A 21433-nucleotide genomic window follows, 5' to 3' on the forward strand; every position below is an offset into this window, starting at 1 on the left:
GCTCGTCAGGACTCTCTGTCCTGCTGGAGCGGGTCCACCAGCCTGCCCTCGCCGTCGAGCCTTCCCTGCGCCATCCGGGTTGCTCTCGCAGGTACCGGGGGCACGAGATCGGCCACGACGCGAAGCGCATTCAGCACGTCGTCGGGTCGCACGGTAGGCGTTACCTGCCGTACAACCGTCATGAGTATCCCACACGGTCGTGACAAAGCGGTGTCATCGTGTCCGGCGTCGCTCGAACGTGGTTCGACCAGCGCTGACACGACGGCGGGCCGCACGTCGAGCATCTTCGTGCCGTTCTTGGTGAGCCGCTCGACCTCCACGGACTCGGCCGCGAGGAAGACGCTCACCGCCTTCGCGAGCTCATCGGGCTCGACACCGTCGAGCTCGATCCGCCATTCGCTCGCGTCGATGCGCTCGGTGAGGTTGCCACCGCGCGCCTGGACGATGTCGACGACGTCGATGCCGGGTGGCAACGCCTCGTCGAGCGCGATCTTGAGCGCCTCCGGGTCGAGCTCCTCGACCACCGACACCTCGACGTACTCGGCCTCGCTGGCGACACCGGTCGGCGCGGCGCCGACCCACGACACCTTCGGGTGAGGGCTGAACCCCTGCGAGTACGCCATGGGTACGCCTGCCCTGCGCAGCGCACGTTCGAACGTGCGAGCGATGTCGCGGTGCGAAGTGAAACGCAGCCTCCCCCGCTTGGTGTAGCGAAGGCGCAGTTTCTGCACGGCGACGGCCGACGGGTTGTTGGGCAGGTTGCGGCTCAGCGGTGCTCCCCTTGGTGTTCCGACGGGTGAGCGGTCCCATCGGCGCAGGCTGTTCGTCCAGTAGGACGGTACCGTGAACCTGATTCAGAACGTTCAGCTTGTCTAGATCGTTGCGCGTGGCTACGGTCCGGCTGACTGGACGCCCTGCCGACTGGAGGTCCCTGGTGCCTCTGCCCCACCGCGCTCGAGCGGCGGCGATGACCGCACTGCTCGTCGCCGGGTGTCTGGCGGCATCCCTGCCGGCCGGCGCGGAACCGGACCCCGCACCCGAGGCCCAGTCCTGCATCCAGCCCGGTCCGCTGCTGCGCTACCTGGTGGTGTTTCCGCAGTCCACGCCCGCTGAGGCGGCGAACGCGGAGATCACGGAGGCGTGCGGCCTGACCACCGTCTACTACCCGCAGATCTCGGTCGCGGTGGCCACTTCTCCCGACCCCGGCTTCCTCAGGCTGATCGGCCCGGAGCGCGCGTACAGCGCCCAGGGCGAGAGCATCGCCAAGCGGTCGGTGAAGCGGAAGAAGGACGACACGGAGCTGTTCCGGCCCTCAGGCGTGCGCTCGGCCGAACAATGGGACATGGATCTCATCAAGGCGCCGGCCGCGCACGAGATCACGACGGGTTCCAAGTCCGTCGTCGTGGGCGTCCTGGACTCCGGCGTCGACGCCCGCCACCCCGATCTCGTGGGCGCGCTGGCCCCCGAACTGTCCGCCGGCTGCCTGACCGGCAAGCCCGACACGTCACCGTCCGCGTGGATCCCGACGACCTCCGCCCACGGCACGCACGTCGCCGGCACCATCGCCGCCGCTGACGACGGCCGCGGCACCACGGGCGTCGCACCGGGCGTGCGCATCGCGTCCGTGAAGGTCGTGGACGACGACGGGTTCATCTACCCCGAGTACGCGGTGTGCGGCTTCATGTGGGCCGCCTCGCAGAACATGACGATCACCAACAACAGCTACTTCATCGACCCGTACCTGTTCACGTGCCAGAGCGAGCCTGGTCAGCGCGTCGTCTACGAGGCCGTGCGACGTGCCGTGGACTACGCGACCTCGCGCAACGTGCTGACGGTCGCCGCCGCCGGAAACGCCGGCGCGGACCTGTCCCGGCCGGGCCGCGACTCGATGTCGCCGACCAACGGCGAGGCGCAGACGCGGCCGGTGGACTCGACGTGCGTGGTGCTTCCGGCGCAGCTCAAGAACGTGGTGGGCGTGTCGGCGGTCGAGTCGACCAAGACCAAGGCCGGGTACAGCTCGTACGGGCTGGGCGCGATCGACGTGACGGCACCGGGCGGCGATCCCCGGACGCCGACCGGCTGCGTGCTGTCGACCGTGCCGTCCGGCTACGACTACTCGTGCGGCACGTCGATGGCGACTCCCCACGCGACCGGGGTGGCGGCGCTGATCGCGTCGACGCATCCCGAGACCGACGCGGTGTCGCTGGGACGCATGCTGAACGCGCAGGCGGAGACGCTGGCCTGTCCCGGCGACTACGACCTGAACGGGACGGGTGTGCAGGACGCGTTCTGCACCGGGTACTCGGAGTACAACTCGTTCTACGGCCACGGACTCGTGGACGCGCTGGCCGCCGTCACGAAGTAGGGCCCGCTTTCGCGGGCCCTGACCTCGGATTATTCGTTCAGTGAAGCTGCTCTACGGCGTGAGCGAGGGGTTCTTCACCGGCGAGCCGACGCCGACCGGGGAGATCGGCAGCAGCTTGCGGCCCGTCGGACCGACTTCGATGTCCGTGCCCATCGCCGGGCAGACACCACAGTCGAAGCACGGGGTCCAGCGGCAGTCGTCCTGCTCGCGCCCGTCGAGCGCGTCCTGCCAGTCGGCCCAGAGCCATTCCTTGTCGAGGCCCGAGTCGAGGTGGTCCCAGGGCAGGACCTCCAGCTCCTCGCGCTCGCGGGTGGTGTACCAGGCGAGGTCGACGCCGAGCGGCTCCAGCTGTTCCGACGCCTTCGCGGTCCAGCGGTCGTAGGAGAAGTGCTCGCTCCAGCCGTCGAACCGGCCACCGTCGCGCCACACGGCCTCGATGACCTTGCCGATGCGGCGGTCACCACGGCTGAGCAGGCCTTCGATGAGGCTCGGCTTGCCGTCGTGGTAGCGCATGCCGATGTTGCGGCCGAGGCTGCGGTCGGAGTTGACGGCCTCGCGGAGCTTGCGGAGACGGTCGTCGACCACGTCCGGGTCGCACTGCGGGGCCCACTGGAACGGCGTGTGCGGCTTGGGCACGAACCCGCCGATCGAGATGGTGCAGCGGACGTCGTTGCGGCCGCTGGCCTGCCTGCCCGCGCGGATGACGTTCTTCGCCATCTCCGCGATCTGCAGGACGTCCTCGTCCTCCTCGGTCGGGAGGCCGCACATGAAGTAGAGCTTCACCTGCCGCCAGCCGTTGGAGAACGCGGCCGACACCGTCCGGATGAGGTCCTCTTCGGACACCATCTTGTTGATGACACGGCGCATCCGCTCGCTGCCGCCCTCGGGCGCGAAGGTGAGACCCGAGCGCCTTCCGTTGCGGGACAACTCGTTCGCGAGATCGATGTTGAACGCGTCGACGCGGGTGCTCGGCAGGCTCAGGCCCGTGTTCGTGCCCTCGTAGCGGTCCGCGAGGCCCTTGGTGATCTCGGCGATCTCGCTGTGGTCGGCACTGGACAGGCTGAGCAGGCCGACCTCTTCGAAGCCGGTCGCCGCCAGGCCCTTCTGGACCATCGCGCCGATGCCCTCGATGGACCGCTCGCGCACCGGGCGGGTGATCATGCCCGCCTGGCAGAAGCGGCAGCCGCGGGTGCAGCCGCGGAAGATCTCGACGCTCATCCGCTCGTGGACGCTCTCGGCGAGCGGCACCAGCGGCTGCTTCGGGTACGGCCACGCGTCGAGGTCCATCGTGGTGCGCTTGAAGACGCGGAACGGGACCCTGTCGCGGTTCGGCACGACGCGCTGGATGCGGCCGTCCGGCAGGTACTCCACGTCGTAGAAGCGCGGGATGTACACGCCGCCGGTCTCGGCGAGCCTGGTCAGCACCTCGTCGCGGCCGCCGGGGCTGCCCTCGGCCTTCCACGCCCTGACGATCTCGGTGATCTCCAGGACGGCCTCTTCGCCGTCGCCCAGCACCGCCGCGTCCACGAACTCGGAGATCGGCTCGGGGTTGAACGCCGCGTGCCCGCCGGCGACCACGATCGGGTCGTCCTCGGTGCGGTCCTCGGCGTGCAGCGGGATGCCGGCGAGGTCCAGCGCCGTGAGCATGTTCGTGTAGCCCAGCTCCGTCGCGAAGCTGATGCCCATCAGGTCGAACGCCTTCACCGGGCGGTGACCGTCCACCGTGAACTGCGGGACGTCGTGCTCACGCATGAGCTTCTCGAGGTCCGGCCACACGGCGTAGGTGCGCTCGGCGAGCACGTCCGGCAGCTCGTTGAGGATCTCGTAAAGGATCATGACGCCCTGGTTGGGCAGCCCGACCTCGTACGCGTCGGGGTACATCAATGCCCAGCGCACGGACGCCGCGTCCCAGTCCTTGACGGTCGCGTTGAGCTCCCCGCCGACGTACTGCACCGGCTTCGAGATCCGCGGCAGCAGTGGCTCCAACCTGGGGAAAATCGACTCGACACTCACACGACCAGAGTAACGGCCCTCACGTGGCTGGGCCGAATCGCGCCTCAGTCCAGCAACAACTTGCCCAATCGGCGCGCCGCCACCACCGTTCCGACGGCCGCCAGCACCGCGAAGTACGCGACGTGGCCGAGCATGCCCCAGTCGACAACGCCCAGCGTGAGGCCCCGCATCAGTTCAATCGCGTGGTAGAGCGGCGTCCACGTCACCACGGTCTGCAACCAGCCCGGGTAGACCGACAGCGGGTAGAACGTCGTCGAGAACAGGAACAGCGGCAGCACCGCGAGTTGCACGAGGTCGAAGTCCTGCCACGACCGCATGAACGTCGTCGCCGCCATGCCCACCGCGGCGAACGCGAACGCCACCAGCAGTGCCGCCGGCAACGCCAGCAGCGCCCACGGCGAGAAGATCAGCCCCATCCCGAGCATGACGGCCAGGAACCCGGCCGAGTACAGCCCGCCCCTGATGAGCGCCCAGGCGATCTCGCCGATCGCGATGTCCATCGGCCCCATCGGCGTCGTGAGCATCGCGTCGTACAGCTTCACGTACTTGAACTTGAAGAACACGTTGAACGTCGCGTCGTACACGGCCCCGTTCATCGCGCTCGCCGCCAGCAGCGCGGGCGCCACGAACGCCGCGTAACTGATCGGCCGCCCGTCGGGCCCTGCCACCGCGTTCACCATCTGCCCGAACCCGAGTCCCAGCGACCACAGGAACAGCACGGGTTCGAACGCCCCGCCGACCAGCACGAACCACGCGCGCCGGTTCACGAGCGCGGCCCGTTCGACGAGCATGCTCGCCTTGCCGCCGTAGAGCCCCGGCGGAATCACGCGCCACAACAGCCCCACGCTGGCGGGCACGGCCTTCTCGCGATCGAGGGTCTGCGTCATACCGCCAGCCTCCGGTGGAAGAACTTCACGCCGAGCGCGATACCCGCGGCCGTCAGCGCCGTCAGGTACGCGAGGTGCCCCAACGCCGGTAAGAGATCCATCGTGCCGAACGTGGTGCCTCTGGCGAGCTCGATGCCGTGCCACGCGGGCGTCAGCCACACCAACGGCAACAGCCAGTCCGGCAGCTGGCTGACCGGGAAGAACGCCCCGGTGAACAACGTCATCGGCATCATCACGAACCGGAAGATGGTGGTGAAGCCGTCCGGCTTGTCCAACGTCGCGCTGTAGGCGACCAACGGCGCGCTGAACGCCAGCGCCGCCACCGTCGCAACCGGAATCGACACGAGAATCCCAGGCCCGGCCGCAGCACCGAGCACCACCGCGATCCCCACGAACACAGCGGACCGCACGAACATCTGCGACCCGATCCACAACATCTGCCCGTAGAGCACCTGCGCGGGCGTGATCGGCGTGGCCACCATCCCGACGTACGACTTCTGCCACAGAAACGCCGACATGATCGCGTACGTCGACTCGAACGTGGCCCCTTGCAACGCCGTGACGACGACCAGCGCGGGCGCGAGGTACTCCAGATACGGCATCCCGCCGATCAACGCCGTCGACTGCACCTGCGACCCGAACCCGAGCCCCAGTGCGAGCAGGAACAACACGGGCGTCAGGAAGCTCGACACGACCGTGGCCCGCCAGTTGCGCCGGTACCACGTCCAATGCTTCTCGAAGCCGAACCAGGAGGCCCTGAGCGTCTGCATCAGTCCACCAACGTCCGGCCGGTGAGCCGCAGGAACACGTCCTCCAGCGAACTGCGCCGCACCAGGCTCTGCACCGGCGCGACCCCGTGCTCGTGGACTCTTTGGAGGGTCGCCTCCCCGTCCTGCGTGTAGAGCAGCAACCGATCCGGCAGCACCTCGACCCGTTCCGCGAACCTCTCCAGATCCGGCTTCTCAGCGCCGGGCTGGAACCGCAGCTCCAGCACCTCTTTGGTGGAGTACCGGTTGATCAGCTCGCTGGGCGACCCCTCAGCCGCGATCCGCCCGCCGTCCATCACCACGAGCCGGTCGCACAGCTGCTCGGCCTCGTCCATGTAATGGGTGGTGATGATGAGCGTGACACCGTCCTGCTTCAGCCGGAACAGCCTGTCCCACAACAGATGGCGAGCCTGCGGATCCAATCCGGTGGTCGGCTCGTCGAGCAGCAGCAACTCCGGATCGTTGACCAGCGACCGCGCGATCGTGAGCCTTCTCTTCATCCCGCCACTGAGCGGCTCGACCTCGTGATCGGCCCGGTCGGCCAGCTGCGCGAACTCGAGCAGCTCCTCGGCCTTCTCCCGGCACTTCTGCCGCGACATCCCGAAGTACCGCCCATAGGTCTGCAGGTTCTGCCGAACAGTCAGCTCGGTGTCAAGGTTGTCGAGCTGCGGCACCACCCCGAGCCGAGCCCGAATCTGCGGCCCTTGGGTGGCCGGATCCATGCCGAGAACCTTGAGCTCGCCCCCGCTCCGCCCGGAGACGCACGAGATCATCCGCATGGTCGACGACTTCCCCGCCCCGTTGGGCCCGAGAAACCCGAACGCCTCACCTCTGCGCACCTCGACGTCGATGCCGCGCACGGCCTCGAACGACCCGAAGTGCTTGGTCAGAGCCTTGGCCTCAACGAGGTTGTCCACCCACCCGACGTTAACGAACAGGTCTGACAATTCTCGACGCAATTACGATCGCCCCATGCCCACGACGACCTTGCACTGGCTCTCGGAAGCCGACGACACCCTCCGCACCGAGATCCACACAGTCGTGCACGACGTAGTAGCGGCAGGCGGCGCGGTCGGCTACCACGAGCCGCCGACCCACGAACGCATCTCGACCTGGCTGGACACCGTCCTGAAGCAGGTCCGCGACAACAACGCAGCCTTCGTAACCGCAACCGTGGACGGCGTAGTGCGAGCCGTGGGCCTGTGGCGCCGAGGCTCAACCGCCGTCTTCCAGCACCGCGCAGAAATCCAGCAGATCATGGCCCACCCCTCAACTCGAGGCCTGGGGCTGGGCAAGCTGGTGGTGGAGGGCCTGATCACCAACGCTCGTGCCCAGGGACTCGAGATCCTCTCGCTGGGCGTACGCGGCAACAACCACGGCGCCATCGAACTGTACGAAGCCTTGGGCTTCAAGGAATGCGGCCGCATGCCGAACGCGATCGCCGTAGGAACGGAACGCTGGGACGACGTGTGGATGTACCTGCCGCTCGGCTACCCCGAGGGCACCACTCTGAACGGCGCGTCAGCGGGTGGACTGGGCGCCAGCCCACGGCGAGGGGCTTGATCCGCGCGCACAAATGGCAAGCACCTGATCGCCCGCGAAGCCGAAGGCGAGCTGTCTTTACCGCGCGCTAAGGGTGGGGTGGCTTCGTCACGAGTCGTGCCACAGCTCTTGCTGCAGGCAGAAGGGGATGTCAAACGGACACGCTTTTCGTCCGTTTGACATCCCCTTCTGCCTGTGGCCCGCTCTTGGCTCGACTCGTGACGAAGCCACCCCACCAACGCGCCCCACTACGCAACGCAACTCCGCCCAAAGCAACAGGCGTGCCATCAACCTGCCGGTGGCGTGGACCCCGGCTTTTGATCAGATTGGCGGGGTCTGGGGCGGAGCCCCAGGAATCAGCGCAAGGCCACGCCCGCAACCCAACCACCTACGGACACGAAACAGGCACCCGCCAACGAAACAGGGGGACGCCCGCACAAACGCAGGCGTCCCCCCGGAACCGTCAAACCCCTCAGAGGTTCGGGAACCAGATCTTGATCTCACGCTCGGCAGACTCAGCCGAGTCCGACCCGTGCACCAGGTTGTACTGAACCTCGGTCCCGAAGTCCCCACGAATCGTGCCGGGCGTGGCCTTCTCGACGGGGTCGGTCCCACCGGCGAGCTGACGGAAGGCCGGGATGGCCCGAACACCCTCCACCACGATGGCGACCAACGGCCCACCGGTGATGAAGTCGACGAGGTCGCCGTAGAACGACTTGCCGTCGTGCTCCGCGTAGTGCTGCTCAGCGGTGGCGCGGTCGGCGGTGCGCAGCTCGAGGGCGGCGAGCTTCAGCCCCTTGCGCTCGATGCGGGCGATCACCTCGCCAACGAGACCACGGGCAACGCCATCGGGCTTAACGAGAACCAGGGTGCGCTCGGACACGACGGTGTGACTCCTTGAAGAACAGGTACGGGATGTGGCCAACAGGGTAGCCACTCGCCCAGCCACGGCTGTGCCTGACCTCATACCAACGGCGGCGGACGATCTGACCGGGCAGACCCGATGCGCCATAGTTCTGCCTCATGAGCGCAAAGCACACGGGGTCCGCTCTGACCGGCGCCGCTGTCCTGTTCGTCCTCCTGCGGCTCCTGGCCGTGAGCCACTACAACTGGCACACCGCGTTCGCGCTCCTCCACACACTCGAACTGGACGACGCCCCCGGCCTGTTCCTCGGCACGTTCATGGCCGACGACCGCATCAGCACGGTTCTGCTGATGATCGTCACGCCGGCGACGTTCTTCTTCTACTTCCGCACGCGCAAGGACCCCGAGCGTGCGAACACGACGGCGCTTCTCACACTGATCGTGCTCATCGCGCTGATGGTGTCCCACACGCTCACGTACCACCGTTGGTGGCTTGCGCTCGGGGCGGTGGTGATCGGCGCGGCCATGGTGCTGGCCATTCGCAACGCCCGGTGGCTGCTCAAGTGGTTCGCCTGGCTGCTGGCCGGGTCGGCGCTCGCGGTCGCCGCCATCGTCAGCACGCCGTGGGTGCCCAAGGAGCGGATCAACGACGCCGAGGAGGTCTACGTGTTCGAGACGAGCCCCGGCTTCCTGAAGGTCCTCGGCGCCCACGACCGCAAGTTCAGGATCCTGCGCACGGAAGACGTCCGGAAGCGCGAAGAGCTGGCCGAGCACTGACAATTTCCATAGACATAAAATAAATGCATCAGCATTATTGCCACACGATCTGGAATGCTTCACTCGATCGTGTGATTTCGGGCGTGCCCATACGACTCCTGCGGGTAAGAAGTAACGACGGCGGTCGCTCTTCAGATGAGCGGTAGGTGCCCATTTGGGTGATGAGTACGCCAGGATTCCGCCGAGTAATCTCGAATTAACCCGGAGTGACTTCTGAAACGCGACTACCGAGCCGCATTCGACGTCCTCGCGCACGCTCTGGCGCAATGCCACATTGATCGGATCACCGGGGCATTGCGCGTCGCGGGCAACGCGGGCGGAGTGTTCCACCTGCGTGACGGCGCGGTGGTCGCGGTGGACAGCGCGGGCTCGCCCGGAGTGGAGGTGCTGCTGCTCAGCTCGGGCAGGGTCAGTGCGGAGGACTGGAACGCGGCGCTGGTGGAGAGCGTCGGGACGGGGTCGCTTCAGGCGGCGCTCGTCGCTCGCGGGCACCTCGGGCCCGACGAGATCCAGGCCGTCGCGATGGCCGCCGTCCAGGACGGCGCGTTCGCCGTTGCCGCCGGTGACGTCGAACGATGCGTCGTCGAGGACGACGCCGACGAACCTCTGCTGCCCTCGGCCGACGGTGTCGCGCCGGAGGTGTTGCTGTCGGACACGGCCGGACGGCTGGACGTGGTCGCCTCGCTGCCGGTCCCGTTGTCGCCCTATCTGGACCGCGTGGTGGCGGCCCGCGGAGCCGATCCGTCCACCGCGGAACGACGGGAGATCATCGCGCTCGCCACCGGCAGACGCAGTGCGCGGGACATGGCGTTCGCGACCGGACGGAGTCTGCACTCGGTCACCGTCGAGATCTCCCGAATGCTCGGTGAAGAACTGCTGGAAATCGCCCCGCCGGCGACCGCGTTCAGTTTTTCACACTGGGGCCTGCCCTCGTTGCGCCCCCGCGCAGAAACAGGGCAGACCAGCGGAAAGGAACTGCATTGGACTACGACGCCCTGGCCGCCGAACTGCGGAAGCTTCGAGAAAACGTCGCCGGAGTGACCGACACGGTGCTGGCCGCGTCCGACGGAATTCCCATTCTCACCGATGTGGCGAAGAACGTCGAGCCCGCGCACATCTCCGCACTCGCCGCCGCCGACCTCGGCATCGCACGCCAGGCGGCGGAGGTGATCGGCCTGGGCAAGCTCAACCAGACCGTGGTGTTCGGCAGCAGCGGCTACATGGCCGTGTACGCCGTGAGCAGGACGGCGCTGATGGTCGTGCTCGGGGACAAAGGACTCAACCTCGGGCGTCTTCTCCACGAGTCCCGTCCCGTGATCGAGCGGATCGGCTCGATCATGGCACCCAACGCACCGTCCACCGAATAAAAAATGGTCGCAGCACATGTCCGAATTGGGTTCATTGCTCTCGGCAATGTGGAGCCGTGTCCGCATGCGATCGAGGAGCGAGAAACCGGTCACGTCGCCTCGATCACCAGTTGACACAGAAAAGTGGAGTCTGATGAACATCGATATCGCAATGAAAGAGGCCATGTCCATCTCCGGCGCCGTCGGCGTCGCGCTGGTCGACTACGACAGCGGGATGTCGCTCGGTACCAGCGGCGGCGGCGACTGGCTGAACCTGGAGGTCGCGGCGGCCGGGAACACCGAGGTCGTCCGGTCGAAGCTGCGCGTGATGCAGACCCTCGGCCTGAGCGACACCATCGAGGACATCCTGATCACGTTGCACCGCCAGTACCACCTGATCAGGCTGATGAGCGGCATGAAATCCAGAGGCTCGCTCTTCCTGTACCTCGTGCTGGAAAGGGAATCGTCGAACCTCGCGCTGGCCCGCCACCACCTCAAGCGCATCGAGTCCGAGCTGCAGATCTAGTCCGCGGCAAAAAAGAAAGGGTGTCGGGGCCAGCCCCGACACCTTTTCACCGCATTTCCGTCAGTGCACCAGAACGGGTCCGGCATCCCGCGACACGGTCACCTGCCGCAGCACGAAAACGGCCAGCCCCAGAGCCACCGCCACGAGCACGGCCGAGATCCAGAACGCCAGGTGGAAGCCCGAGGTCAGCGCCTCCAGCCGGCCGACGCCCGATGCCAGCAGCGACGACGTGTACGTGGTCGAGGTAGTGGCCAGCACCGCGAGACCCAGGGCACCGCCCACCTGCGCGGTCGTGTTCACGAGACCGGACGCGAGACCCGCCTCGTCGTGGGAGGCGCCGGACATCGCCAGCGTCATCAGCGCCGGGAACGACAGGCCCAGGCCGATGCCCAGCGGCGCGACGGCGGGCAGGATGTGCGCGAGGTACGAGCCGTCGACCGGTACCTGCGTGAACACGATCATGCCGACGAGCATGAACAGCAGGCCCACGATCAGCATGTTGCGCTCGCCGAACCGGGAGTTCAGACGTGCCGAGAGCGACACCGAGAACACCGCGATCGCGCCGGCGACGGGCATGAACGCCAGGCCGATCTGCAACGGCGTGTACTGCAGCACGAGCTGCATGTAGAGCGTGCCGAGGAAGAACAGCCCGAACATGCCGGCGACCATCGAGATCTGCACGAGGTTCGCGCCGGTCACGTTGCGGGACTTGAACACCCGCAACGGCAGCAACGGCTTCGCGGCGGTCCGTTGGCGCAGCACGAATCCCGCCAGCAGTGCCACCGCGACGGCACCCAGGCCCAGCGTGTGGGCGGAGCCGAAGCCGTAGTGCTCCGCCTTGACGATCGTGTAGACGCCGAGCATCACCGCGGCGACGATCAGCAGCGCGCCAAGCACATCCGCACCCTCACGCAGGCCGAGGCCGACGGAGTCAGGCACCAGACGCACGGCGGCGACGGCGGCCACGATGCCGATCGGGATGTTCACGAAGAAGATCCAGTGCCACGACATGGCGTCGGTCAGCACACCGCCGAGCAACAGGCCGAGGGACGCGCCCGCCGCCGCGACGAAGCTGAACACGCCGATGGCGCGCCTCTGCTCGTCAGGCTCGGGGAACATCGTCACGACCATGCCCAGCGTCACGGACGTGGCCAGCGCACCGCCCGCACCCTGCACAAAGCGAGACACGATCAGCATCTCGGCGCTGAGGGACAAGCCGCACAGCACCGACGCGACCGTGAAGACGCCGAGGCCGATCAGGAACACCTTCTTGTGCCCGATCAGGTCGCCCAGACGACCCGCGAGCAGCAGCAGACCGCCATAGGCGATCAGGTACGCGTTCACGACCCAGGCCAGACCGGCCTGGCCGAACTTGAGGTCTTCTTCGATCGCGGGCAGCGCGACGTTCACGATCGTCTGATCCAGCACGATCATCAACATCCCCGCACACAGCACGATCAGCGCGAGCCAGCGCGAATCCGTCTTCGGTCCCCCTGAAGTCATAAGAGGAACCGTAGCAGATGGTTTTGTACGGGACTATCTTCTACCCAACGGCATGACGCAGAGCACGCTTGCGCGGCGGCTTCTCGCACGGCATCGGGGCACTCAGGCGGCCCTCCATCAGCGTCGTCAGACCCTTGACCAGGCCGTCTCGCTCGTCACCCGGCAACGAACCCAGCACACTCTCGTAGACATCAGCCACGACCTGATCGGCCTTGACCAGGATCTCGCGCCCCAGATCGGTGACCGCGACAACGCGCGCACGGCGGTCCGTGGGCGACGGCTTGCGCTCGGCGTACCCGGCCAGCTCCATGGCGTCCATCGTCACGACCATGGTCGTCTTGTCGATGCCGACGTGCTCGGCGATCTCGGACTGCGTGCGTCCCGCGTCCAGCGCGCTCGACAGAACGCAGCGGGCCCGCGGAGTCAGTCCGATCTCCGCGAGCCTCGCCGTCAGCTCTGTCTCCAGCGCGTGGCCAGTCCGATGCAGCAGCATCATCAGGTCAGTACACCCCGTCGTGCCCATGAGCACCACGGTACCAAACTAATCTGGAACGAAACTATTTCTCAGCGGGACTATCGCTCCAGGACGACGACCGATCGCGCCGCGCCGACCTTCTTCTCACTGGTCACGGGCTTCCAGTCGCCTGCGGGCAGCGTCACGGCCTGGTCCGTCGGGTACGGGTTGATCACCACGACCAGCCCGCGACGAGCCGGGTCCACGTCCGGCCCGGCGGTGTCGTCGACGTGCATGACGATCACGCCGGACGCCGCGGCCGGGAACGACACCTTCTGCTGCACCAGATCCGCCGACCCCAGGGAGAACAGGGGCGACGACTGCCGGATCCGCAGCAGTTCCAGGGTCGCGTCCAGCGAGGCCCTCATGTCCCCGGAGGACGGCTTCGGCCCGGCCAGCAGCGGCTTCGCGTACGGCCACTTCGACTCGTTGTCGGCCTTCGGCGGCAACCCGCGGCCGAAACCGTTGTCGCGCAACGACGGGTCGTAGGCGTTGAACCAGTCCCCCGAGTCGTAGCTGTTGCGGTCCAACGACTTCGAGCGCAGGAACTCGGTACCCGCGTGCACGAACGGCCGCCCCTGCCCGAGCAACGCCGGTGCCAGCGCCACCGTCTGCATCTTCACGCGGTCGGCGGCGGACGTCTCGGGCTTGAGCTTGTAGGTCAACGCGTCGAACAACGTCTCGTTGTCGTGCGCGTCGACGTACGTGATCGCCTCCAGCGGCTGTCCGGTGTACCCGGCGGCCGTGCCGTTGTAGTTCACGTCCCGGCCGGCGACGACTGGCCCGGCCGTCGACCGGAACTGGTACGAGGCCATGTTGCCCGCCATGCCCAGCTTCACCAGGTCGCTGTAGTTCTCCAGCCGCGCGGCCACGTCACCGTTGGCGGGCGAGGAGTTCACGTCGCCGGCCAAACCGGAGCCAAGGCCCTGCACGCGCGGGTCGTCGTCGAACGGCCCGCCGCCGCGCACGGCATCGCGCAGCCTGTCGCTGAACGTGCCGACGCCCGTGCCGGCCATGTTCGCCTGCGTGGCCTGCTCGAACCGGGCGTTGCCGGCGACCTCGCCGAAGTCCCAGCCCTCGCCGTAGACGCCGATCTTGCGCCCGTCCACGCCGTCACGTTCGACGGTCAGCGCGTCCAGGGCCGCGCGCACCGCGAGGATGTTCGCCTTGGGGTGGTGGCCCATCAGGTCGAACCGGAAGCCGTCGATCTTGTAGTTGCGCGCCCAGCGCACCACCGAGTCCACGACGAGCTTGCCCATCATGGCGTTCTCGGTCGCGGTGTTCGCGCAGCACGTGGAGTTCGCGACCGAGCCGTCGAGGTTGAGCCGTTGGTAGTAGCCGGGCACGACCTGGTCCAGCACGGACGTCGGCGCGTCACCGAACGCCGCCGTGTGGTTGTAGACGACGTCCACCACCACGCGGTTGCCGTTGTCGTGCAACGACTTCACCATCTCGCGGTACTGCTTCGACCGCGCCGAGCCGTTCTGCGCGTCCGCCGTGGCGTACGAGCCCTCGGGCACGTCGTAGTGGAACGGGTCGTAACCCCAGTTGAAGCCGTCCTTCGCCGCGACCGCGCCGACGCAGGCCTGCTGCTGGTCGGAATCGGCCGGCAGCGAGGGCAGATCGCAGGCCGGGGCGGCCTGTTCGGAGCGCTTCTCGGGGATGGTCGCGATGTCGAACGTCGGCAGCAGGTGCACGGTGTCCATGCCCGCCGCGGCCAGCGTCCTGAGGTGCTTCATGCCCGTCGAGTCGCGGTGCGTGAACGCCTTGTACGTGCCGCGATCCCCTGCCGGGACGGACTGGTCGTTGATCGAGAAGTCCCGCACGTGCAGCTCGGTGATCGCGCCGCCCATGCCCTTCGCGACGTCCTTCGACCACCCGGCGGGCATCGAGCGGCCGTCCTTGAGGTCGGCGAACTGCGAGTGCGTCGAGTTCACCGAGAGCGCCACGGAGTACGGGTCGGTGACGACGACCGTGCGCTGCCAGTTGGTGACCTCGAACTGGTAGTACTTGTTCTTCCAGTCACCCGTGCCTGTCCACGAGCCCGAGGCGTCGTCGCGCTTGAGCTGCACGACCTTCCTCGGTTCGCCGGAAGGCTGGTCGAACAGGCGCAGCTTGACGTTGGACGCGGTCGGCGCCCACAGCCTGACCGACGCGCGGTCGTGGTCGAACGTCGGCCCGAACGTCAGTTTCGTTGCGGCAGAAGCGAACCGATCGTCGAGCACGCCCGCGATCTGCACGCTCGTGCGGTGCCGGATCGCGCCACCCGCGTCGACGTGCACGGCGGAAAGCCTGTCCCGCAACGCCTCGTCCACGAACCCGCGCACGGCGAACACCGGCTTGCCCTTGAGGTGCGGGAACTGCGCCGGAACCTCCTCGGTCGTGGGAGCCAGTCGCAGCACCCGTGAGCCGTATTCGAGGCGGTAGCCGTCGGACTGCACGGACGGCACGTCCCAGACGACCTTGTCCTTCGAGATCCAGATCGCCTTGGCCTTGGTCAGGTCGTCATCGGCGGCCGGGCCGACGCTGGACGGCAGCAGGTACGTCTCGTTGCCCTGCAACTGCCACACCTCGTTCCCCTTCTGCCCCAGGTCGAGGAACTGGTCGGGACCCGGATCCTTGGCGTCGCCGCGGTGGACGATGTAGCTCAGTCCCGCCGCGCCGGCCGCCAGCGGCACCGACCAGTAGACGCCGAACTGGTCACGCCCGTCCGGCACCCGTGACTGGTTCCAACCAGGTGACGGCTCCGCGGAACCCGTCCAGTGGTACATCGTCCAGTCCGTGTAGTCGCCGTCCGCGCGGTTGTAGTGGATCACCGCCCGGTTCTCGGCGGCGGCCTTCGTAGCGTGCACCTTCCCGCCCGCGACCCACGAGTGGCCACTCGTGAACTTGCCGGAAGCCTCCACGGTCGTGCCGCGCACGACGGAGAAGTCGGTCGTGGGCGGAAGCTCCGCGACGCCGTTGGTGAACGGCATGTCAGCCCGTCCGGCAACCCGCACCACAGCACCGGACGCGTCGCCGACGTAGTGCACGACCGCCTTGGCCGTCGCCGCCTGCTCGGACGGGTGCACGGCCGGATCGCCCTGCTTCAGCCAGATCTCGGGCGTCACGCTCGGGTCGACGAACCGGTCGACCGACGTGTCCTTCTCGTCGCCCTTGTGCGCGATGAGCCCGACCGACTTGGCGCCCGGCTTCAGCTTGATCCACGCGAAGCGCCCGTAGGCGTCCTCCCCCGCGAACGGCAGCGGGGCGTTCCACTCGGTCGGCGTCTCGACGTCGCCCCAGGCGTGCAGGCCCCAGCCGTCGTAGTTGTCGCGCGCGTAGTGCACGACCAGCCAGTCCGGGTTCTTCGTGCCGGGATCCGGGATCGGCGGCGCGGCCACGAGCGACACGAACGCGCCGTCCGCGCCGATCTCACCGGACTTCGCCACCACGCGCAGTTCGACGCGCTTGCCGACGGCCGCGCCCGGAAGTGCTGACAGGTCAGCGAAAACGCGATAGGGAGCGGCGTCGTCGGTGCCGAGCACGGTCCAGTCCTTCGAGCCCTCGACACGGGCGGCGAAAGTGGCGGCGGCGTTGGGCGCGGTGATGCCGTCCGCGCGGAGTTCGACGCGCTCGTCCAGCACCGTTCCGGCGGCCGGGGCGACCAGGACGGGTGCGGGCTTCGACTTCGCGACGTCGCTGGTTCCCTTGAGCACCAAGGAGGACAGCGCGGGCACGGTCACCGTGACGCGGCCGTTCTGGACCTGCGCGTTCTCGAAAGCCGAGGACGACACGGGCACGGTGACGGTCGCGGGCGAGGTGCTGGCGTTCGCGACCACGAGGTGTTCACGGCCGAGGATGCGGCTGAACGCGAAGACGTCACCGTCGGCGTACCGGAGCACCTGGTTGCCGTCACGCCACACCGGATCGCGGTCGACCTGCGCGGCCAGGGCCTTGAGCTGCTGGTACAGCGGGTGGGTCGTGGTGAAGTTGTCCTGAGCACCGGTGCGGTCGCTGCCGACGAGCTTCTCCGCCATGTACTCCGGCGTCCTGGAGGCGAACATGTCCTGGCGCGCCAACTTGTCGCCGCCCGTGCCCGCGAAGCCCTGCTCGTCGCCGTAGTAGACGACCGGGTTGCCGCGCCACAGGTACATCAGGGTGTTGCCGAGCTTGAGGCGCTCCAGCAGTTCCGCGTCCGAGATGCCCGGCTTGTCGTTGCGGATCATCCACGCGACGCGGCCCATGTCGTGGTTGCCGAGGAACGTGGGCAACGAGGAGGCGTTCGAGTCGGCGTCGGTGTAGCGGTCGTCGTCCAGCAGCACTTCACCGAGGCGCTGGGAACCCTTGCCGGACAGGAAGCTCAGCGCGCTGCTCTGGAACGGGAAGTCCAGCGTGGCCTGCATCTTGCCGGTGGTCGTGTACTTCGAGGTGTTCTCGGGCGAGGAGTCGAAGACCTCGCCGAAGACGAAGAAGTCCTTCTTGCCCTTGCGATTCGCGTACTGCTTCACGTGCGGCGCCAGAGCCTGCCAGAACTCCAGGTTGACGTGCTTGACGGTGTCGACGCGGTAGCCGTCGATGTCGAGCGTGTCGATCCAGCTGGTGAAGATGTCCTTCATGCCGTTGACCACGCGCGGGTGCTCGGTCATCAGGTCGTCGAGGCCGGAGAAGTCGCCCTGCTCGCTCGACTCGCCGGAGAACGTCGAGTCGCCGCGGTTGTGGTAGAGCGTGGAGTCGTTGAGCCACAACGGGTACTTCGTCTGACCGTCCTTGACCGGTGTGTACGGGAAGGACTTCTTCGCGTCGAGCTTCGGGAAGTCCTTCTTGCCCGCGTAATCCGCGATGTCGAACGGCTTGCCGTCGGCGTCCAGGTACGGCTGCGCGCCCGTGCTGACGTACTGGGTCTTGTTCTCGGCGTACTTGATCACGTCGGCGGTGTGGTTCGCGACGATGTCGAAGAAGACCTTGATGCCACGCCGGTGCGCGTCCTTGATCAGGTCGCGCATCTCCTGCGTGGTGCCGAAGTGCGGGTCGAGCTTGGTGAAGTCGAGCGTCCAGTAGCCGTGGTAGCCGGCGCTGTCGCCCTGCACCCAGCGGTTGAGGAACATCGGCGTCATCCAGATCGCCGTGATGCCCATGCCGTCGAGGTAGTCGAGCTTCCCGCGCAGCCCCTTGAGGTCGCCGCCGTGGTAAAAGCCCTTGTCAGCGGGGTCGAAGCCATTCTCGGCAGCGTTCGTGCGGCCGCGGTCGTTGCTCGGGTCGCCGTTCGCGAACCGGTCGGGCATCACGAAGTAGAAGCGTTCGCCCCGCAGGTCGTCTCGCTTGGGCGGCAACGCGAGTCTCGCGTCCCCGTCGCGCACACCGGGCGCTATGTCCACCACCTCCCCCACGGCCAGACGTTGCGGTGGTGCGGCAACGGCCTGAACGGGTGTGAGAGGGAGCAAAACCAGTGCAGCGAGCGCGGCGACGACCCGACGCATCGCGACCTCCTTGTCGCAAACTCTTGCAGGGCTGCTGCACGAAACCACGACAAACAGCGGGAAACAATACGTCGGGCGTTGCAAATGTTTGCGATCAGCCCGCCGGACGCTTGTAGGTGATCGCCATCCGCAGCGGATGTGAACGCCACTCGTTGACCGCCATCCCGGCGATCAGGCCGATGCCCACGACGGACTCCCGGGTCGCGGGCGCGCTGCGGCTAGGCGAGCCGGCGAGCGGTCCTTCGGTCGGAGTCGGCGAGAACTGGGCGATGGCCATCTGCTGGCCCTCGTGCGGCTGCACGGCCAGCAGGACGTGCGGATCCGCCTGCTCGCCCTGGTTCTCGATCGGTTCGAGGGAGAGGTACTCGCCGCGTTCCGCCGCCTCGCCGCACATCTGACCGGCCCACCGGAAGGCGTCCAGGACGTCCTCGTCCGAGAGCTCGGCGTCCGCCTGGTGCAACGTGACCTGGGTCAGGCGCGTGCCGTGCGCGGTCATCTCGCCGTTGGTGGTGAAGCGGTCGGGGATCATCACCTCGCCCGTCTCGGGGTCGATCATGAGCATGTCGCGGAACCTGGTCTCGGCGAGCGGCGACCGGCCCATGAGGCCGCGGCCGAGCATCTCCCGCAGCTTCGGGTCACTCGTCCGCCAGAACGTCGTCTCCTCGCCGATCTGCAGACCGACGAAGTCCTTGACCGGCAGGCTCGGCAACGCGGTCACCAGCGTCTGACCTGGCGCGACCGGTGGCGGCGGCTGAACCTGGAACGGCGGCAGGGAGGCGAACTGCGGATCCACCTGTGCCGTGCGGACCACGTGATGCGCCCACGCCCGTGCGCGCGACAACGGGTGGTCGGGGAACCGTGCGTCGTGGCGCGGGTCATCACCCGCGTGGAACGGCAGCACGCCCTGCAGCTCAGGTGCGTACGGGTGCGGCTTGATCCAGTTCTGGAACCCGATCTCGGCGGCCAGGATGGCCTCGCGGGTACCCGTCATGCCGCGTTCCATCGCCCCGAGCTGCAGCACCGCGCTGCAGTTGGCCTTGGGAATGGTGAAGGAGCAGACGAAGCCCTGCCCGTTCGGCTGGTTCGGCAGCGGCATCTTGACGATCCGCAGCAGCGCGGGCACCCCGCCGAGCTGGACGACGTGCGCCTCGATCAGGCAGCCGGTCTCGCCGTGGATCAGGGCGAGGTGGTGCCTGAGCCTCTGCAGGTCGTCCAGCCCGGCGGGTAGATCCGGGACCACGCCGTAGTAGGTCAGTTCGGCCTGGTCACCGCTCGGGTGCTGCCAGTTGTTCTGGTCGAGCTGACGGAAGCCGGAGGTGTCGAACGAGATGGGCACCCACCGACACTACGTCTCGCGTCAGGCGGCCCTGAGCGTTTTGGACCAGAGCGAAGCGCCAGTCGCGTCGCGCAGCCACACCGTGAGCTCGTGCTGCGACGCCTTGACCTCGCCGAAGTGCTGGAACCCGTCCAGCGGCGTGGTGTTCGCGGCAGGCGGGGCGTGCACGAACACGGCCTGCGGACCGAACGTCGGGTCGAGCGTGTTGGGGCCGAACGCGCCGGCGTGCAGCGGGCCGGACACGAACTCCCAGAACGGGTCGAAGTCACCCACGGCCGCGCGGTCGGGCGAGTAGTGATGAGCGGCCGTGTAGTGGACGTCCGCGGTGAGCCAGACGGTGTTCTTGACGCGGCGGCGCCTGAGTTCCCTGAGCACCCACGCGATCTCGTGCTCACGGCCGTTGGGCGCGCCCGGCAGGCCGTTCGCGACGCCTTCGATGTCATTGCCGTCCGGCACGGTGAGTCCGATCGGCAGGTCCGCCGCGATGATCTTCCACGTGGCGGTGCTGCGGCTGAGCGCGTCGACGAGCCACTTCGCCTGCCGGGCGCCGAGGATCACGCCCGGCTGATCCTTGGGCGAGGTGTTCTTGTCCTTGTAGGTGCGCATGTCGAGCACGAAGATCTCGACGTTCCGCCCGTACGCGAACTTCCGGTAGACACGGCCGTCCACCGCACGCTTCTGGTCGATCGGCATCCACTCGTGGAACGCCTGGAAAGCGCGCTGCGCCAACACGTCCACGCGCTTCTCGGTGTACTGCGGGAGTTCCAGGATCTCGCCGGGGTACCAGTTGTTCGTGACTTCATGATCATCCCATTGCGCGTAGACCGGCACCTGGGAGGCGAATCGCTTCACGTTGTCGTCGAGGAAGTTGTAGGCGAACTGGCCGCGGTACTCGTCGAGCGTCTCGGCCACCTTGGACTTCTCGGGAGTGACGACGTTGCGCCAGATCCGGCCGTCCGGGAGCGTCACGCTCGCCTGCATCGGGCCGTCGGAGTAGACGCTGTCGCCGCTGTGGATGAAGAAGTCGGGCCTGCGGTCGGCCATGGCCTGGAAGATCGGCATGCCGCCGATGTCGGGGTTGATGCCCCAGCCCTGGCCGGCGACGTCACCGGACCACACGAACCGCACGTCGTCGCGGCCGAGCGGGGCGGTGGTGAAGCTGCCCGTGACGGGTTCGCTGCGGGTGCGGCCGTGCAGGTCTTCTGCCGTGACGCGGTAGTAGGCGGGGCGGCCTGGCAGCAGGCTCGACACCCTGACCTGCCCGGTTCCGCCGGTCTCCGGGGTGAGCAACGGGCCGCGAACGCGACGGGAGAACCGGAACTCGGGGTCGTTGGACACCTCGACGAGCATCCGCGAGGGACGGTCGGCGCGCGTCCACACGATGCCGCCGTCCCAGGTGACGTCGCCGGACTGCACGCCGTGGGTGAGGATCGGGCGGTCGGTCTTCGCGAGGCTGATGCCCGAGGGCACCAGCGCCGCGGCCGCGCCCAGTGCGCCTGCCTTGAACAACGTGCGACGGTCGAAGGTCATGCGC

Annotated in this window: 17 protein-coding genes; 6 read left to right on the forward strand and 11 right to left on the reverse strand. The window is 67.6% G+C overall.

The window, feature by feature from the left end:
• Positions 1 to 5 precede the first annotated feature (5 nt).
• A complete protein-coding gene (locus OG205_RS23860; protein WP_330270311.1) occupies positions 6 to 731 on the reverse strand; it encodes a TIGR03936 family radical SAM-associated protein in 726 nt (241 codons plus the stop codon).
• A 236-nt stretch (positions 732 to 967) separates the two neighbouring features.
• On the opposite strand from OG205_RS23860, the gene OG205_RS23865 reads away from it, so the two are divergent.
• Positions 968 to 2365, forward strand: coding sequence for a S8 family peptidase (locus OG205_RS23865; RefSeq protein WP_330270312.1), 1398 nt, complete (start codon positions 968 to 970; stop codon positions 2363 to 2365).
• Between the two features lie 51 nt (positions 2366 to 2416).
• Here the strand turns inward: OG205_RS23865 and OG205_RS23870 are convergent, their stop codons facing one another.
• Genes OG205_RS23870 through OG205_RS23885 form a run of 4 tightly spaced genes read right to left on the reverse strand, consistent with a single transcriptional unit; the run spans position 2417 to position 6949 of the window.
• Positions 2417 to 4378 (reverse strand): TIGR03960 family B12-binding radical SAM protein, encoded by a 1962-nt coding sequence (locus OG205_RS23870; RefSeq protein ID WP_330270313.1) that lies wholly within the window; start codon positions 4376 to 4378, stop codon positions 2417 to 2419.
• A gap of 44 nt (positions 4379 to 4422) precedes the next feature.
• Complete coding sequence (locus OG205_RS23875; protein WP_330270314.1) at positions 4423 to 5265, reverse strand: ABC transporter permease; 843 nt, start codon at positions 5263 to 5265, stop codon at positions 4423 to 4425.
• On the reverse strand, positions 5262 to 6035 hold the full coding sequence (locus OG205_RS23880; protein ID WP_330270315.1) for an ABC transporter permease: 774 nt from the start codon (positions 6033 to 6035) through the stop codon (positions 5262 to 5264). The genes OG205_RS23875 and OG205_RS23880 overlap by 4 nt, the downstream gene beginning before the upstream one ends.
• Entirely contained in the window at positions 6035 to 6949 is a 915-nt protein-coding gene (locus OG205_RS23885) for an ABC transporter ATP-binding protein (protein ID WP_330270316.1), read from the reverse strand. Before OG205_RS23885 ends, OG205_RS23880 begins: the two co-directional genes overlap by 1 nt.
• A 55-nt stretch (positions 6950 to 7004) precedes the next feature.
• On the opposite strand from OG205_RS23885, the gene OG205_RS23890 reads away from it, so the two are divergent.
• Entirely contained in the window at positions 7005 to 7595 is a 591-nt protein-coding gene (locus OG205_RS23890; protein ID WP_330270317.1) for a GNAT family N-acetyltransferase, read from the forward strand.
• A 451-nt stretch (positions 7596 to 8046) separates the two neighbouring features.
• Here OG205_RS23890 and ndk read toward each other — a convergent pair whose 3' ends face one another.
• On the reverse strand, positions 8047 to 8457 hold the full coding sequence (ndk, locus tag OG205_RS23895) for a nucleoside-diphosphate kinase (RefSeq protein ID WP_330270318.1): 411 nt from the start codon (positions 8455 to 8457) through the stop codon (positions 8047 to 8049).
• Positions 8458 to 8597: 140 nt separating this feature from the next.
• Between ndk and OG205_RS23900 the strand changes: the two genes are divergently transcribed.
• The 4 genes from OG205_RS23900 to OG205_RS23915 all read left to right on the forward strand — a co-directional run bounded on the left by OG205_RS23900 (position 8598) and on the right by OG205_RS23915 (position 11087).
• A complete protein-coding gene (locus tag OG205_RS23900) occupies positions 8598 to 9215 on the forward strand; it encodes a hypothetical protein (RefSeq protein ID WP_330270319.1) in 618 nt (205 codons plus the stop codon).
• Between the two features lie 294 nt (positions 9216 to 9509).
• On the forward strand, positions 9510 to 10256 hold the full coding sequence (locus OG205_RS23905; protein ID WP_330270320.1) for a hypothetical protein: 747 nt from the start codon (positions 9510 to 9512) through the stop codon (positions 10254 to 10256).
• The gene (locus tag OG205_RS23910; RefSeq protein ID WP_319981688.1) at positions 10253 to 10582 is read left to right on the forward strand and encodes a roadblock/LC7 domain-containing protein; all 330 of its coding nucleotides are present in this window, start codon (positions 10253 to 10255) and stop codon (positions 10580 to 10582) included. The genes OG205_RS23905 and OG205_RS23910 overlap by 4 nt, the downstream gene beginning before the upstream one ends.
• Before the next feature lie 133 nt (positions 10583 to 10715).
• Positions 10716 to 11087 carry a hypothetical protein gene (locus OG205_RS23915; protein ID WP_330270321.1) on the forward strand — a complete coding sequence of 124 codons (372 nt, stop codon included), beginning with the start codon at positions 10716 to 10718 and terminating at the stop codon, positions 11085 to 11087.
• A 60-nt stretch (positions 11088 to 11147) separates the two neighbouring features.
• Here the strand turns inward: OG205_RS23915 and OG205_RS23920 are convergent, their stop codons facing one another.
• From OG205_RS23920 to OG205_RS23940, 5 genes are all read right to left on the reverse strand, one after another.
• Positions 11148 to 12590, reverse strand: a complete 1443-nt coding sequence (locus OG205_RS23920) for a DHA2 family efflux MFS transporter permease subunit (protein WP_330270322.1) — start codon at positions 12588 to 12590, stop codon at positions 11148 to 11150.
• 40 nt (positions 12591 to 12630) lie between these two features.
• Positions 12631 to 13113: a MarR family winged helix-turn-helix transcriptional regulator gene (locus tag OG205_RS23925; protein WP_330270323.1), complete on the reverse strand. Its 483-nt coding sequence runs from the start codon at positions 13111 to 13113 to the stop codon at positions 12631 to 12633.
• A 50-nt stretch (positions 13114 to 13163) separates the two neighbouring features.
• The gene (gene pulA / locus OG205_RS23930) at positions 13164 to 18563 is read right to left on the reverse strand and encodes a pullulanase-type alpha-1,6-glucosidase (protein WP_330270324.1); all 5400 of its coding nucleotides are present in this window, start codon (positions 18561 to 18563) and stop codon (positions 13164 to 13166) included.
• Between the two features lie 94 nt (positions 18564 to 18657).
• Positions 18658 to 19899, reverse strand: a complete 1242-nt coding sequence (locus OG205_RS23935; RefSeq protein ID WP_330270325.1) for a hypothetical protein — start codon at positions 19897 to 19899, stop codon at positions 18658 to 18660.
• Positions 19900 to 19920: 21 nt separating this feature from the next.
• Positions 19921 to 21429 (reverse strand): alkaline phosphatase D family protein, encoded by a 1509-nt coding sequence (locus OG205_RS23940; RefSeq protein ID WP_330270326.1) that lies wholly within the window; start codon positions 21427 to 21429, stop codon positions 19921 to 19923.
• Positions 21430 to 21433 lie beyond the last annotated feature (4 nt).

This window comes from Lentzea sp. NBC_00516, from assembly GCF_036346835.1.
Classification (GTDB): domain Bacteria; phylum Actinomycetota; class Actinomycetes; order Mycobacteriales; family Pseudonocardiaceae; genus Lentzea; species Lentzea sokolovensis.

What these genes read in the sequence shown, in the direction of transcription:
- OG205_RS23915 (WP_330270321.1), top strand. Translation starts at nt 10,716, where the DNA reads ATGAACATCGATATCGCAATGAAAGAGGCCATGTCCATCTCCGGCGCC.
- OG205_RS23865 (WP_330270312.1), top strand. Translation starts at nt 968, where the DNA reads ATGACCGCACTGCTCGTCGCCGGGTGTCTGGCGGCATCCCTGCCGGCC.
- OG205_RS23890 (WP_330270317.1), top strand. Translation starts at nt 7,005, where the DNA reads ATGCCCACGACGACCTTGCACTGGCTCTCGGAAGCCGACGACACCCTC.
- OG205_RS23880 (WP_330270315.1), bottom strand. Translation starts at nt 6,035, where the DNA reads ATGCAGACGCTCAGGGCCTCCTGGTTCGGCTTCGAGAAGCATTGGACG.
- OG205_RS23940 (WP_330270326.1), bottom strand. Translation starts at nt 21,429, where the DNA reads ATGACCTTCGACCGTCGCACGTTGTTCAAGGCAGGCGCACTGGGCGCG.
- OG205_RS23900 (WP_330270319.1), top strand. Translation starts at nt 8,598, where the DNA reads ATGAGCGCAAAGCACACGGGGTCCGCTCTGACCGGCGCCGCTGTCCTG.
- OG205_RS23920 (WP_330270322.1), bottom strand. Translation starts at nt 12,590, where the DNA reads ATGACTTCAGGGGGACCGAAGACGGATTCGCGCTGGCTCGCGCTGATC.
- OG205_RS23875 (WP_330270314.1), bottom strand. Translation starts at nt 5,265, where the DNA reads ATGACGCAGACCCTCGATCGCGAGAAGGCCGTGCCCGCCAGCGTGGGG.
- OG205_RS23925 (WP_330270323.1), bottom strand. Translation starts at nt 13,113, where the DNA reads ATGGGCACGACGGGGTGTACTGACCTGATGATGCTGCTGCATCGGACT.
- pulA (WP_330270324.1), bottom strand. Translation starts at nt 18,563, where the DNA reads ATGCGTCGGGTCGTCGCCGCGCTCGCTGCACTGGTTTTGCTCCCTCTC.